16 protein-coding genes are annotated in these 14,921 nt (G+C 37.4%); 3 read left to right on the forward strand and 13 right to left on the reverse strand.

The window, feature by feature from the left end:
- Positions 1–87: 87 nt before the first annotated feature.
- From ACIQAA_RS18110 to ACIQAA_RS18160, 11 genes are all read right to left on the reverse strand, one after another.
- Entirely contained in the window at positions 88–900 is an 813-nt protein-coding gene (locus ACIQAA_RS18110; protein ID WP_402622046.1) for a VOC family protein, read from the reverse strand.
- Between the two features lie 69 nt (positions 901–969).
- A complete protein-coding gene (locus tag ACIQAA_RS18115; protein WP_402622047.1) occupies positions 970–1,710 on the reverse strand; it encodes a TerC family protein in 741 nt (246 codons plus the stop codon).
- Positions 1,711–1,943: 233 nt separating this feature from the next.
- Positions 1,944–2,801: a VanY-A/VanY-F/VanY-M family D-Ala-D-Ala carboxypeptidase gene (gene vanY / locus ACIQAA_RS18120; RefSeq protein ID WP_402622049.1), complete on the reverse strand. Its 858-nt coding sequence runs from the start codon at positions 2,799–2,801 to the stop codon at positions 1,944–1,946.
- A gap of 91 nt (positions 2,802–2,892) precedes the next feature.
- A complete protein-coding gene (locus ACIQAA_RS18125) occupies positions 2,893–4,005 on the reverse strand; it encodes a sensor histidine kinase (RefSeq protein WP_402622051.1) in 1,113 nt (370 codons plus the stop codon).
- Entirely contained in the window at positions 3,998–4,693 is a 696-nt protein-coding gene (gene vanR, locus ACIQAA_RS18130) for a vancomycin resistance response regulator transcription factor, VanR-F/VanR-M family (RefSeq protein ID WP_402622053.1), read from the reverse strand. Before vanR ends, ACIQAA_RS18125 begins: the two co-directional genes overlap by 8 nt.
- A gap of 145 nt (positions 4,694–4,838) precedes the next feature.
- Complete coding sequence (locus tag ACIQAA_RS18135) at positions 4,839–5,453, reverse strand: DedA family protein (RefSeq protein ID WP_402622055.1); 615 nt, start codon at positions 5,451–5,453, stop codon at positions 4,839–4,841.
- A 130-nt stretch (positions 5,454–5,583) separates the two neighbouring features.
- On the reverse strand, positions 5,584–6,108 hold the full coding sequence (locus tag ACIQAA_RS18140; RefSeq protein ID WP_402622057.1) for a GNAT family N-acetyltransferase: 525 nt from the start codon (positions 6,106–6,108) through the stop codon (positions 5,584–5,586).
- 25 nt (positions 6,109–6,133) lie between these two features.
- Positions 6,134–6,844, reverse strand: coding sequence for a YjjG family noncanonical pyrimidine nucleotidase (locus ACIQAA_RS18145; protein ID WP_402622059.1), 711 nt, complete (start codon positions 6,842–6,844; stop codon positions 6,134–6,136).
- Between the two features lie 21 nt (positions 6,845–6,865).
- Positions 6,866–7,354 carry a DMT family transporter gene (locus ACIQAA_RS18150; RefSeq protein ID WP_402622061.1) on the reverse strand — a complete coding sequence of 163 codons (489 nt, stop codon included), beginning with the start codon at positions 7,352–7,354 and terminating at the stop codon, positions 6,866–6,868.
- A gap of 93 nt (positions 7,355–7,447) precedes the next feature.
- A complete protein-coding gene (locus ACIQAA_RS18155) occupies positions 7,448–8,146 on the reverse strand; it encodes a Crp/Fnr family transcriptional regulator (protein ID WP_402622063.1) in 699 nt (232 codons plus the stop codon).
- A 33-nt stretch (positions 8,147–8,179) separates the two neighbouring features.
- On the reverse strand, positions 8,180–8,605 hold the full coding sequence (locus ACIQAA_RS18160) for a DMT family transporter (protein WP_402622065.1): 426 nt from the start codon (positions 8,603–8,605) through the stop codon (positions 8,180–8,182).
- A gap of 183 nt (positions 8,606–8,788) precedes the next feature.
- On the opposite strand from ACIQAA_RS18160, the gene ACIQAA_RS18165 reads away from it, so the two are divergent.
- Positions 8,789–9,856 carry a sulfite oxidase gene (locus ACIQAA_RS18165; protein WP_402622067.1) on the forward strand — a complete coding sequence of 356 codons (1,068 nt, stop codon included), beginning with the start codon at positions 8,789–8,791 and terminating at the stop codon, positions 9,854–9,856.
- A gap of 57 nt (positions 9,857–9,913) precedes the next feature.
- Here the strand turns inward: ACIQAA_RS18165 and ACIQAA_RS18170 are convergent, their stop codons facing one another.
- On the reverse strand, positions 9,914–10,384 hold the full coding sequence (locus ACIQAA_RS18170; RefSeq protein ID WP_402622069.1) for a hypothetical protein: 471 nt from the start codon (positions 10,382–10,384) through the stop codon (positions 9,914–9,916).
- 372 nt (positions 10,385–10,756) lie between these two features.
- On the opposite strand from ACIQAA_RS18170, the gene ACIQAA_RS18175 reads away from it, so the two are divergent.
- Together ACIQAA_RS18175 and ACIQAA_RS18180 are read left to right on the forward strand one after the other, a co-directional pair.
- Positions 10,757–11,767 (forward strand): 2-oxoacid:acceptor oxidoreductase family protein, encoded by a 1,011-nt coding sequence (locus ACIQAA_RS18175; protein ID WP_402622071.1) that lies wholly within the window; start codon positions 10,757–10,759, stop codon positions 11,765–11,767.
- Between the two features lie 18 nt (positions 11,768–11,785).
- A complete protein-coding gene (locus ACIQAA_RS18180) occupies positions 11,786–14,098 on the forward strand; it encodes a thiamine pyrophosphate-dependent enzyme (RefSeq protein WP_402622073.1) in 2,313 nt (770 codons plus the stop codon).
- A gap of 188 nt (positions 14,099–14,286) precedes the next feature.
- Here the strand turns inward: ACIQAA_RS18180 and ACIQAA_RS18185 are convergent, their stop codons facing one another.
- Complete coding sequence (locus tag ACIQAA_RS18185) at positions 14,287–14,919, reverse strand: pyridoxamine 5'-phosphate oxidase family protein (RefSeq protein WP_402622075.1); 633 nt, start codon at positions 14,917–14,919, stop codon at positions 14,287–14,289.
- Positions 14,920–14,921 lie beyond the last annotated feature (2 nt).

Genomic DNA, 14,921 nt, shown 5'->3' on the forward strand with positions numbered 1-14,921 from the left:
GATTAGTTTAACATGTCTACAGATAACCTCCTTAAAATAACTATCATCATTATAGTATCAACTGGAATTTAATGTCAACTATTTTATTTAGAGAAACCGCCAATAGCCATTCAACAATTCAAAAAAGCTGTTTTGGTCAGCTTGGCTTATTTTCACTAAAAAAGGAGTTTCTCCTCTTTCATGTAAGACCTTTTCTGCCGGCCCTTTTCCCAGCGGTGTACAGAATAAGAGCTGGGTGCCAGGCAATTCTAATGTTTGATATCTTGCATGTAAGGCTTGGTCCCTGAACTCTTCACCTGGTGTTAGATTTAATAACCTTCCCCAAGTTTTTATCGTTTTGTCTAAATCCTTTACAACAAACCCGACACTTTCAAATTTCAAATTTTCCTCGTTATGCCTTCCTAACATTCCTAGTTCCTTAAACGAAGATAATCTATCCTCATCACTTTTTTCCCATTGGATGAAAAAAGGAAATGAAAGCTGATCAGAGTGATCTTGGATGAAAAGAAGTTCCCATCTGATCACTTCACCGGCAGTTGTCACTCGTTGTCCAGGAAGTGGACCATAAACGGTATGACCGTCTTGTCTCAGCTTTATAGCTAATTCGTGAATCTGATCTGTTCGGATTGCGATTTTAGCAGGTCCTTCCCGGTTCTCTTTTGCGAGCTGCTCTACAATTTGGGTAATTAATCGATTTTCTTCATGCTGCTCAGCGATTGATAGTACTTCAATCCCTAAAAATTCTATATAGCTTAAACCAAAATAACTAAGTGTATTATAGGTTCCCCATGCTTCATGACGGCCGCCGTGGGCAACATGGATTCCTTTTTCTGTAAGAGGTGGTATTGCATTTTCCGGTTTATGATGGAACCAAACTAAGTGATCGAATGAAAATTTCATCTTTACTCCCCATTCTCAATATAAAAAATGGCTTGGTATGCTTCCAAGCCATTCTCTGTTTGATAAAACTTACGTAGATTGTTCTGTCTTCTTTCCTGATAAGAACCAGCCGCCTAAAGCAATTAAAAGCATAACAGACCAGAAGATGGTATTCCAAATCGGACCTTCTACAAAATCATGAGGAATAATGTGTAAGGCTGGATGCGCAAGTGTATGCATTAATAGCTTAACTCCTACCCAGCCAACAAGTAACATGGCTGCTGTTTCAAGGGTAGGACGTTGTGTCAGGATTTTAACAAAGAATCCTGCTGCAAAGCGAATCACGATTAATCCAGCGATTGCACCGATCAATATGACAATAAATTGCGCGCCATCCATGCCGCCGATTTCACCCATTGGCGTACCCGGCAATGCAATGACAAGAGCGACAGCAGCTAAAATTGAATCAACTGCAAAGGCGATATCAGCTAATGCGATCTGAGCTACAGTAGCTCGGTAGCTTTTTCCTGCTTTCTCTCTACCGCCATGGTCCTTTTTAAGCAAATGTTTTAATGCGATGAAAATTAAATACGCAGCCCCAATCGCTTGAATCCACCAAACATGAAACAAAAACGAAATAATAAAAATAGCACCAATCCTAAAGATGAAGGCTAGCATTAAGCCGATATTTATCGCCTTTTTTTGCTGGTCTGGAGGCAAATGCTTTGCCATGATCGCTAACACCAAAGCATTATCCGCAGATAATAACCCTTCCAACAAAATCAAAATAAGTAATACCCATCCATACTCTAATAACAATGATAGTTCCATTTTATCCCCCTATGTATGATTAAATCACAGTATTAGTATAAATTATGTTCATACTGGTTTAATACTATTTTGCACTATTTTCTTGATAAAAATTTCCATTATTAAAATAAAAATAGAAATTCATATAGATGATATACCCCGAACATAGTTAAAATAATCTAGGAAATCGAAAATAAATTCGCATAATTGATTTTACTCTCGGAAAAGTGAAATTTACTTTCACATTATTATTATTATTTGATTTCAGTTACAATAACGCCATCAATATTATTACCTGAGATCTCATATATGCTATTCTTTGGTACCTTTATTGCACTACTAGTTTTAATGTGATAATAAGTAACTGTATATTCTTCCCCATTAACGGTAGCCGTCAAGTTCTTTTCTTCTTTTAGATAATCTATATATTCTTCCAAAGCGAAGTTCTTTTCTTGTATGATCGCACTGTGGGGCAGTCCCACATAGCGGATATGCCACGGTTCATATTCAATTCCAGTAATATGCGTTTTATCCTTTGGATAGCGTAAAATGAAACCGTATTTCCAAGCATTTTTTTCAATCCACTTGCCTTCAGGAGCCTCACTCATTTTCATTTGTGTCGAACCTACATCCAATGATAAACCTAGATTGTGTTCACTATGTCCCGCAGGCAAAGCTAAGCTAGAGCCCATTTGTTGATAAAGTACATTCTGCTCATTAAAGTCTCGAAAGCCACTATTAATAGAAAAATAACGAACCCCTTCATCACCTGCAGCATCTATCATCTCAGAAAACGCATTTGCAACTTCTTCTGACAAATAAATTTCACTATCTAATAGCCTATAACCCTCTGTTAATTCCCTGTGCTCAAATAAATTTACGACATCTGATTTGATACTCTCCTTGTGAACAGGATACTCATTGTTGACCAAAAGTAAATTCCCTTGATATACGAGTTCCTTTCTTATTTCTACCAATTCAGTACTTTCATCTAATTTATGATCTGGCTCAAAATGTTTAATCTCTACTTTATCTTTAAAAAACTCAAATCTATCTGCTAGTGTAATCCCCATACTTATTACAACTAATAGTAAAAATCCCCACTTTTTCATATTAAATATCCTCCTATTTCTATCTTGGTACTAGAATAGGAAAAACTATTTAAATAAAAAGTGGGGTAAAGTTTAAATTTTTCTTAAGTTTTTACTCTGTTTGATCATCTACGTTCACTTGTGGTAAACGAACCTCAAATACCGTACGAATGAAACTGCTTTCTACTGAAATGGTCCCATTATGCTGCTCGACAATATTCTTCGCTATGAATAAACCAAGGCCAGTACTATTCTCTTGATGTGTTCGAGCTTTATCTCCGGTATAAAACATATCAAAAATATGCGGAAGTTCATTAGGAGGTATGCTGTCTCCATAATTAACGATTTGAACAACTACTTCCCCTTCCTCGATAAAACCGTTAATATCGACATATTGACCATCAATACCATACCGATTTGCGTTGGTTAACAGGTTTTCAAACACACGTGCTAACAGATCGCCATCACCTAAAATAGATAGAGCAGGCGGAATATTGATACGAGCCTTCAAATCATTTCTTTCAAAGACTGGATACATTTCTTCCTTTAATTGATTCAGCAGGTCACTTAAATTAAGTGGTTTTTTCTCAATATGTAACATTCCATAATTCATTCTAGTTATTTCAAATAATTCATCAATCAAACGCTCTAAACGTTGTGACTTCGTATAGGCAATGGTTAAATAATGTTTTGCTTGATCCTTCGTCAAATAATCATCATTAAGGATTAAATCCAAATACCCGAGAACGGAGGTGAGTGGTGTCCTTAAATCATGGGCCAAATTGACGACTAATTGATCCTTGCTGCTTTCTGAAAAATCACCTCTTAAAATCGCTTCTTCTAATTTTTCACTAGTGAGATTAATATCATGGGCAATATCACTAAATTCATCATTGGATTGGATCGTAACCCGGTGTTTAAAGTCCCCAAGCGCGAGCTTGTGGATTCCATTTGAAATCTCATTAAAATACGTAGTATAAGGCTTAGTGAGTAAATAGAAAAAAAGAATAGAAAGCGGAATAAATATTATTAAGAAGAAATTCATGTCACCAATTGTACTCATATAAATCCGAAGCCACGACAGCGGATCGCCCCATTCGACCCAATTGTGATAGTACCATTGAAGTCCCTTATAAGTAATGAATGTTATGGTACCAGCCGACAACATGCTTAAGCCAAATAATAGAACCATTCTAGAACGGAAACTTCGTGCGATCTTAACCATTGAATGTATACCCGACTCCCCACACGGTTTTGATTAATTTGTTTTTCCGTTTATCTTCTTCCAGTTTTTTTCGCAGCGTACGTATATGGACCATTACGGTATTAGCCCCTTCATAGTATGCTTCGCCCCATACCTGTTGAAAAATATTTTCCACACTGAACACTTTCTTTGGCTGCCGTGCTAATAAATATAGAATGTCAAATTCCTTTGGCGTTAAGTCGATGGATTCACCATATAGAGTAACGGTCCTTTGTTCAGGAGAAATAACCAATCCGCCAAATTCCAAGCCAGAAATGTGATTAACTTTAGGTTGATTTAACTTCATAAACCGGCGAAGCTGTGCGTTTACGCGAGCAACCAATTCAATGGGAGTGAAGGGTTTCGTCATATAATCATCTGCTCCAATCACCAAACCGTGGACCTTGTCAAAATCAGATGTTTTGGCACTCAAAAAAATGATCGGCATGTTGTGTTGTTCACGAGTTTGGCGGGTTACTTCATAACCATCCAATTTCGGCATCATGATATCCAAAATAACTAAGTCAATCGATTGAGTCTGGATTACGTGTATAGCTTCCTCCCCGTCCAATGCTTTAAAAACACGATACCCTTCCTTTTCTAAATGGATGGCAATTAAATTGGCAATCTCTTCTTCATCATCTGCAACTAAAATCGATATACTTTTCATCTATACACTCCTATTACATTCCATTCATTAAAAATTATAATGGATTGTTTATAGGTTAGGAAGTTTTAACCTAATTACATCCATTATACTTCGCCAATGTAAAAAGAAAAAACACCCTTTTCAGGTGTTTTTAGTGTAAGGATATCTAGCTCATCACATTTTGTTTCATTAATTTCTTTTGCTGACGATAACCGAAAAATTTTATACCTAAATAAATCAAAGTAATTAAGCCAAACAAAATGAATAGTAATAGTTGATAATCCTTTACTGTATTCATAACGCTGCTGAAATCACCGGGATAAGAATGACCAATACTTAAAAACAGAAAGGTGGATGGGGCAATTCCAATCATCGTAAGTAGTGTATAGGTTCGAAGTTTCATATGAGACATTCCAGCTAAAAAAGGAACAAAATTCCCTAAATGAAGCGGACTCGAAATGGCAACACTCCAAACTCCATTCTTGCTAAAAGCCTTCTTAGCCTTTGTTAATTTCTCTCTTTTTGCATCACTCAACCGGCCTTCCACAGATTTACCAAATTTATATCCAATAAAAAAGGGAATCCAACTCCCTATCGCGTATAGAAAGCTGCCTGCTATTGAGATCCAGACCATCTCGAACCAGGTCAAATCTAAAATAAATCCCACTGTAACCATGATAAACGAGCCGATAAAGGGAAGAGCACTTCCTTCAATAAATAAGGAAATGAACACTCCCCATATCCCCCATTCTTTGATTAGGGACAATACTGATTCAGTCATACTTCTCACTCCACTATATAAAGTAATTATAGTATAGTGGAGTTTTAAAATGACTTTAAGATACTGAAGTAGTAAATTTATCTAAGTCTTGAGGCGTAGATGGCTATGTCGGACCTACAATGGTCCCGTACTATTTTCGTAAAACAGTAATAAAACCATCCAAAATTGAATGACTTACTGAAAACCCTTTATGTTTATAGAATTCTAAGGCGTTATCATTACCATTCGAGACAAAGATAAAATAATCCTCAACATCCTCAAATTGCTTCAGCCAATCCATTGACATATCAAAGAGCTTGGATCCAATCCCATACTGTCTATATTCTTCTTTTATAAAAAATTGAGAAAGACAACCGACATTCTTTTTCCGAACAGAAGATAAATCAAAAAAAGTGGCGAAATTATTGGAATAGGCTTCTTTCGGTGAGATATTGGAATAGACGTAAGCTACAATTTTTTCACCATCTTTGACGATAACCGTATAATTGTGCAATGCACTGTTTATAGAAGGAACCATCCGAGTGTCAAAATTCATATTATCAAATAACTCGGGGGTTATATGAGCTTTAGATTTTTGAAAGGCCATTAGTTCATTACATAAATCTCTACAGTGTTCAATTTCTTCATCGGTGATTATTTCATATTTTAACTCCATATTCCCCACTCCTTTAATAATCAGATTAACAGGCACCTATTCTATCTCTTACACTTAATATTCGTTTTAACTCTTCAAGTTTGTGAATTTGGTAGGTTGGAATAATATCTGAATCAATGGGTTTCATTTTTGGATTAAACCAGCATGTATCCATTCCAGCTGCAGTCCCGCCAAGAATATCTGCACTTAAAGAATCACCGATTATTAATGCTTGATTCACTTCAAAATGAGGAATTCTGGCAAAAACATAATCGAAAAATTCCTTCATTGGCTTTTGGAAACCTGTATCTTCGGAAACGAAGATACCTTTGAATAGTGGATATAAACCTGAAGCACGTAATCGTTTATCCTGTGTGCTAGACACACCATTTGTGACAATATATAAGTCATATTGTGAATTAAGTTCCGTAATAAGTTCAAAAGCACCGTTCACCAATTGATGTCCTTGTTCTAGAAACGATCGATAGTTTTTTTCTAGTAAGGTCCCATCGGCTTCTTTTCCATATTGATTAAAAAGAAGAGAAAAGCGTGTATTGACAACCTCGTCCCGGCTCAATTCTCCTCCTTCAAACCTCTTCCAAAGACCTTGATTTATTCTTTTATACTTCTCTTCTATTTCGGAAGTAAGCGGAATATTCTGCTCCTCGAATAGGAGTTGTAACGCTATTTTTTCTGCTGCACCAAAATCCAATAAAGTATCATCTACATCAAAAAACAAAGTTTTATATTCTTTCAAAAGTATCCCTCCATCCCGTTTTTACTTTTCTGCATGGACACTTTTTAAGCCATTGGTCATTTTAGCCGGCTTAGGTTCACCACTCATTTTAAAAATAAGAATGCCAGCAATAATTACTAATACACCTATAAATTGTTGAAGGGTAAAAGGTACCTTTTCAATTCCCATCCAGCCAAATGTATCCCACAATAAGGCAATTCCCAGTTGTGATGTAAGCAAAATTGAAATCGCATAGGTTGGACCAAGCAGCTTTATTCCTTGGACGACACAAGTTACTACTCCAATTCCTATTAATCCGCTAAACCAGTACCATGTCTTCATATTTTGTAATTCAAATAATTGTTTACCTTCGAACAGAAAACCTATAGTAAATGAAGCGGCAAATCCCAAACCTAATACTAAGGTGGTTGTTGTCGATGAACCAGCGTGTTCACCAACTTTACTATTGAATATATTTTGCAGACTGACTAAAGCTCCAGCCAGTATGGCAAATAATAGTCCTAGAATCATATCTGATACACTCCAATGTGTTATAGTTTAATAGAAACTCATGAATGGCTGCAATGATTTGACGGGAACGTTCGTTTTATGTCCTCCATCTGTTTACTCGTAAATATTTCCTCCAGCCAAAGTCTTTAAGGCCTCTCTATTTTTAATAAGAATGAATCCTTTACTGCGCTCAACTAGTCCATCGGAACAAAACTGCCGTATAACCCGATTTAGGTGCCGATAACTGGTACCGATCAGGTTTGCAGTATCCGTCAAACTTGTGGTACTTAGCTGCCCAGAAAATAATGTTTCATTTTCATCTGGGGTAACCGACAATAAATAACTGGCTAAACGAACTTCAACTGGATACATCAAATTGAAGCTCATCGAATTATTCTTCAAGTAAAACTTTTCGGTAATGATTTTTAAAATAAATTGCAAAAATGGTGAAAAATCATTTGTGAATTTTTTCAGCATAATATGCTGCACACCGATCATATAAACCGATGAAACAGCCTCCACCGTATTGATCGTATCTATCTCCTGCACATATTCAATATCACCTATCACTTCAATCGGTGATTTAAAAGACAAAATAAGCGTTTTCCCTTCGGCTGAAGAGGTGTAGATTTTTATTTTCCCTTTTACCAGGACATACAAATACTTGGATGGTTCACCTTGGGATAAGATAAGTTCTCCTTGCTCAAAATGGTATAGAGACAAATAGGGCATGATAGCTTCATTAAAAATGGATTCTATTTGATTAACCTGCAAATAGGACTGCACTAACTTAGGATCTTTTATTTCTTTCATGTTTCCACCTCCAACACGGGCAAATTCTTTGCATCAAAACCGTAATATGACAACACCCACGATCATCATCGCAATTCCTACAAACTGAGGTATCCTCATCTTTTGTTTCGGCATACCAAACCAGCCCTTGCCATCAATTAAAAAGGTCAAACTCAACTGTGCTATTAATAGGACGGAAATAGAAAGGGTAACACCTACGTATTCAATGGATGCGACATTACTAAAGATAATAATTGCTGCAAAAGCGCCACTAGTCAAGTATAGGGGTTTTACATTCTTTAACCTTTTCCATTTCTTATCTCTTGCAAACATCAAGATCAGTAAACTTACAAGAAATCCCGTAAATTGTGTAATGGCTGCCGTCTGCCACGTGCCAATATCCTGGCTAATACGTGTATTTGCTACGCCCTGTACCGTAATAAAAGCCCCGCCTAAAAATGCAAATAAACTCCCTTTCATCTCTCTTCTCTCCAATTTATCTAGATTTATAATCTAATTAAATGATAAATCAGGAGTTTTTCGATAGGACATATGTCCTCAAATATAAAAGTTTTCATCTACTTTCTCTTGGTACGTAATGTAGCCTAATTTGATCCTATATAACATACATTATTACTGACGGATTCTGAAAAGGAGGAAATTATGTCCGATCCAAAACATCACGTTGAAAAGCCTTATTTAATAACACGCAGGTTAAAGCCTGAGAATCAGGAAACACCTATACAGTTTATTGAGAATGATTTTATCTCTAACAATTTATTCTATAGACGTAACCACTTTACTTATCCAAAGCTGACCTTTTCAAACTATTTCCTCTCAATAAATGGGTTGGTTACTACCCCCTTACTGCTTTCCATGCATAATATCCTTCAATTACCTTCGAAAACCGTTGAAGTTGTTCTTGAATGTTCCGGAAATAAGCGCAGCCTATTTGAGCCTAGAGTGTTTGGCGAACAATGGGGTAAGGGAGCAATGAGCCAAGGCGTTTGGAAAGGTGTTCCCTTACGTACTTTGCTTGAAATTTCCGGAATAAAAGAAGCCGCTAAAGAGGTGGTCGTAGAAGGATATGATTTCGGAGTAAGAACGGACTTAGACAAGGTTTTCTCTTATACTAGGAGTTTACCTTTAAAGAATGCCTTACATCCCGATACAATTATCGCCTATGAATATAATAAACAACCTTTATCCTTTATACATGGATTTCCATTTAGATTAATCGTTCCACAATGGTATGGTATGGCGTCAGTTAAATGGATTAAGCAAATAAGCGTGATAGGTTCTCATTTTACTGGACCTTACCAGAACATTGACTATATGTATTATCCAAACGAGGAAAATGACGATGGGGCTCATCCTGTTACTACCATAAATGTAAACTCGACGATTCAAAAACCGCTAGATATGGCTAGGTTAAATACCGGAAAACATGTTATAAAAGGCATTGCTTGGACAGGCAAAGGCTGCATAACAAAGGTAGAAATCAGTAAGGATAATGGGAGTACATGGTCGGAAGCGCAAGTATATGATTCGAAATCCAGCTACAAATGGGTATCTTGGTCATATGAATGGGATTCTGTTGAAAAAGGTATTTTTACCATTCTGTCAAAAGCAACAGATTCTACTGGTCAAACACAGCCCATTAAACCTTATTGGAATAGAAATGGGTATGGATATAATGCTATCGATCAAATTAAAGTAAAGGTTGAATAGTAAAAAGAGCAGGACTTGATTCCCTGCTCTACTTTACATATTATCTTCCTCACATTACTAATGTTCTCTTAAAATATCATCGACAGTCATTTTCATTGAATCAATGACTGTTTTTTTATAGCGCGCAGCTAAAAGAAGGACTCTTATTTGTTGCGATCGGGATAATTGTTTAAATCGAGGCTCTTGTTTTAAAAAGGAACGTACAATAGACCAGCTAGATGGCATTAATGGAAAATCATCCAGCGGTTGTTTTCTGCGAAAGCGATGAAACCAGGATATAGTTTCAGAAGGAGGACTTTTATCGACGATACAGGGAGCATAAATACTTTTTGTATGTTTGCGAAGGGATTCATAACGATCTTGACCGCTAATAATCGTATAGCTGTTATCCTTCCGATTTTTTCTGACAACCAAAACGAACATGCAATCCCACATCAATCTTTGAAGTTTTTTAATATGCTCTGTTACTTTTAATGATACGTCAGGTTTGATTTTGTTCAGGGGTATATATTGAATGGTAAATTTCACTAACATCCCCTCCTGTTCGAATAAATCTTACCTTAACTGTGTAATCACAACAGGTTTGGATAAATATTTAGTTTTTCATAACTATTTCCCTTTAGCATTATATGAAAGAACTGGGCACAAGTGACCTGCAAACAACCTTCCATTTGTTTTCATACTTGCCCCCTCTTTTTGTTATATAACAAAATTTACACTGTTATATATCAAGCTTAAAATCCTCCATTTGATAAGACCAACTCCATTTGGGTTCCACATCTGAATACAAAAATCTGTTGTATTTGTTTTCGTGTCCTGTTACAATTAAAATAATTTAATTTATAGAATATTTATAATATTCTATATTAAACTCCGTTTTCATTGATAGGAGGAATACTTTTGTCAAAATTGCCAAAAACAAATGAATTAGGTTTTTTTGAAATCCGCCTTGAGTCCATTGGCGGGTTGGGAGCTAATCTGGCTGGAAAAATGCTTTCCGAGGATGGAGTTGTTGGAAACGGACTGAATGGAGTCGGTTTTTCATCATACGGTTCAGAGAAAAAAGGTTCTCCAGTAAAAGCGCATATTCGTTTTTGCGAGCCAGAAACAAACATACGAGACACCACACCAATAGAACGCCCTCATGTTGTCGGCATTTTCCATGATGCCCTTTTTAAAACCATCGACTGCACAAGCGGGATCTTTCCTGACAGCACGATCCTAGTAAACTCACAAAAATCCCCAGACGAACTTAAAAATCTCATGAAAATTGCTGGCGGAACCATTGCCATCATTGATGCCACTGGTATCGCGTTAGAAGAACAAACAAAAGCCAACACCGCAATGCTCGGTGCTCTATATCGTATCTTGGACTTTTTAGATCCAGAATCGATGAAACAAACAATCCGACGTACCTTTGAAAAAAAATATCCACATCTGGTTGACCCAAATATTCGTACATTTGATCGTGGATTTAATGAAGTGGAATTTAAAACGTATCTTCCGGAAGATGGCGTTGAACCAAAGCCTTTTTCAAGACCAGAACCTGTTCTTGGTTATGAAACTCAGGCGATTGGCGGTACGATTATCAATCCAGGTAACAGTATGCTAAAGGATTTAAGTATTTCACGCGCGGGTATGCTCCCTCATTTTCATGAGGAAAAATGTATCAATTGCGCTGCATGTGATACAGCCTGCCCAGATTTTTGCTTTGTATGGGAAGAAAAAGCGGATAAAAAAGGTCGACCGCAAATGTTCCTTAAAGGGATTGACTACCAATACTGCAAAGGCTGTTTGAAATGTGTAACGGCCTGTCCAGTGGAAGCGCTATCAGGAGAACGAGAATATAATGATGGCTATGCGGATAAAAACCGTGTTCCCCATTTATTTGATTTAGTGACTCAAAACTAAGGAAAGGACGGGATCTTAATGTCCATTGAAATAAACCAAGAAAATCTTAAAACTGAAATGGGTACAGTTGAGCAAAGCTTTGTATTTGAATCAGGTAATGAAATGGCGGCCTATGCTGCCCACCAAATTAATTACCATGTAATGGGATACTTCCCAATTTCCCCATCAACAGAGGTTGCCCAATTCCTTGATGGAATGAAATCCAGAGGTGAACATGATATCGTTTTAATTCCAGCGGATGGTGAACATGGCTCTGCAGGTATCTGCTACGGGGCTTCAACTGGAGGCGGCCGTGTTTTTAACGCTACTAGCGCTAATGGATTCCTCTATATGTTAGAGCAGCTTCCTGTTCAATCCGGAACCCGGTTTCCGATGGTATTAAATTTAGTAAACCGCTCTGTTTCAGGTCCATTAAATATCCATGGTGATCATTCTGATTTATATTTCGGTTTGAATACAGGATGGCCAATCCTAATGGCCCGCGATCCGCAAATCGTTTATGATATGAACATTATTGCGATTAAATTAGCAGAAGATCCTGAGGTACGACTTCCTGTCATTGTGTCATTCGATGGGTATTTCACCTCTCACCAAAAACGCCGTGTACAAGTGATAAAAAATAGAAGTGATGTCCAAAAATTCATTGGGGAACCTCCGAGGTACTTCCCTCATGCCTTGGATCGTGAAAACCCTGTTACCATCGGTCCATATATGAATGAACCTGATTATATTAATAACTGTTATCAACAATCAGAAGCAATGTACAATGCAGAAGCGGTATTCGAGCGAATTTCGAAAGAATATGCTGAATTAACCGGACGAGAGTATCCGATCCTTGATTTATATCGTATGGAGGATGCTGAGGTTGCGGTATTCATGTTGAATTCTGCTGCTGAGGTTTGTAAAGACGTGGTCGACCGCCTACGTTTGAAAGGGATTAAAGCAGGCGTCATTTCACCAAATATGATACGTCCCTTCCCTCAAAAACAATTAGCAGAAGCCTTGAAAAACGTAAAAGCTGTTACAGTTGGTGACCGTGCAGATTCTTACGGAGCGCATGGTGGAAACATGGCCCTTGAACTAAGAGCAGCTTTGCAAACCGTTGGAAATGCTCATACAAAGGTGATCAACCGAATTTACGGTTTAGGTGGAAAAGACTTTTATGCAGATGACGCTGAACACTTTTTCGAGTTAGCTATAGAAGCTGCTGAAAAAGGATTTGCAGAAAAGCCGTTCGACTACTTCGGGCATAATCCAGGTAGGGCTGAATTTGCACCTAAACGTGTTCTAAATCCTATGAAAAAAGAAGATTTAAATACTGGTCTAATAACGGTAACCCCTGATGAAAAAACGGGTGAACTCAAAGTAAAAATCCCGCCATTAAGGAGTTTAACGAAAAAACCAAAGCGACTGGCATCAGGTCACGGTGCCTGTCCAGGGTGCGGCATTTTCTCTGGACTTGAATTGTTTTTTAAAGGAATTGAAGGTGATATTGTTGCATTATTCCATACTGGATGTGCAATGGTCGTAACTACAGGTTTCCCTTACAGTTCGCATAAAGCCACCTACATCCATAACCTTTTCCAAAATGGCTCTGCTACCCTCTCTGGTCTTGTGGAAATGTTTCATGAAAGAAAAAGACGCGGTGAATTAGCGGAATTAGGACTGAGTGATGACTTTACTTTTGTGATGGTTACTGGTGACGGTGGAATGGACATCGGAATGGGTCCTGCAATTGGAACGGCTTTACGAAACCATAAAATGATCATCCTTGAGTATGATAATGAAGGTTACATGAATACAGGCAGCCAGCTGTCCTACTCTACTCCGATGGGACATATGACGAGTACATCCAATATTGGCGGCTTCCAAAACGGAAAGCCATTCCATCATAAAGATACTGCTCAAATTATGGCAGCTACTCATATTCCATATGTATTTACCGGTACCGAAGCATTCGATCGCGACCTTTTAAAGAAAGCGGCAAAAGCACAGTGGTATGCAAATAATGAAGGCTTGGTATATGGAAAAATATTAATTACCTGTCCATTGAACTGGAAATCAAAGGATGAGTTAGGACAAACGATTGTCGAGGCTGCTGTCAACTCCTGCTTCTTCCCCCTTTATGAGGTTGAGCATGGTATTACAACCGTTACCTATAATCCTGAGGAAAAAAATAAACGCTTAGCTGTTTCAGAATGGTTAAAGCTGATGGGCAAAACAAAACATTTGCTTAATGAAAATAGCAAAGACATGCTGGAGATGTTTGATAAAGAAGTTGATCGCCGTTGGAATATGCTAAAGGCGAAGCATGAAAGTCCATATCTATAATAGAAACAGTCCCGAGTACTGGTATAGTACTTGGGACTGTTTTTTTTACCTTAAATAGTTACTGTGTTGAATTTCGGAAATTTTACTTAACCATTTGTTGGGTCATTATTCTCTTCAGATTCTTACCCAAATGCAGCTCTCCCCTAATTTCCGGTCAAAATTCATCTGCTAGGTTTTTTAAGTATCATTTAATAAAGTCTTTTATTATAACTTTCTGTAAGCCTTTCCTCTATAGATTCGATACTGCTGCCCGGCAGATTAGCGTGTTCAAATATAATTTTCGCTGCAGTTGGTAATGTTTCTTTTTCCGCCCAAGAACTTGCTTTCCATAGTCCTGAACGTTTAAAGGCTTTTGCACAATGGATAAAACATTCCTCCACCTCTACTCCAATTCCAAGTAGCGGCTTGCGTCCTTTTACTTCCATTTGTTCAAGCAGCTCGCTATCCCTAACAAAACAAGCTTTTCCATTAACTCTTAGTGTCTCTCCTAATCCGCGAATCATAAATAACAGGCCAACGTTTGGGTTTGCTAGGATATTTCGCATGGTATCTATTCTTTTATTTCCTGGCCGCTCAGGAATAATCAAATATTTTTCATTTAATACTTTTACAAAACCAGGCATATCCCCTCTTGGCGAAACATCACATTTACCTGATGAATCAGAACTAGAAATCACTAAAAAGGGTGATTTAGATATGTATTCTTCACAATTGTGATCTAAGTATGTAATCAGCTTTCGCTCAACTAATTCACTTGGAAAACCTATTAAAGCTCTTAATTCCTCTTCTGAACCGATCAATTCCTTAAATTGTTTATCCATCT

This window comes from Neobacillus sp. NPDC093182 (assembly GCF_044754045.1).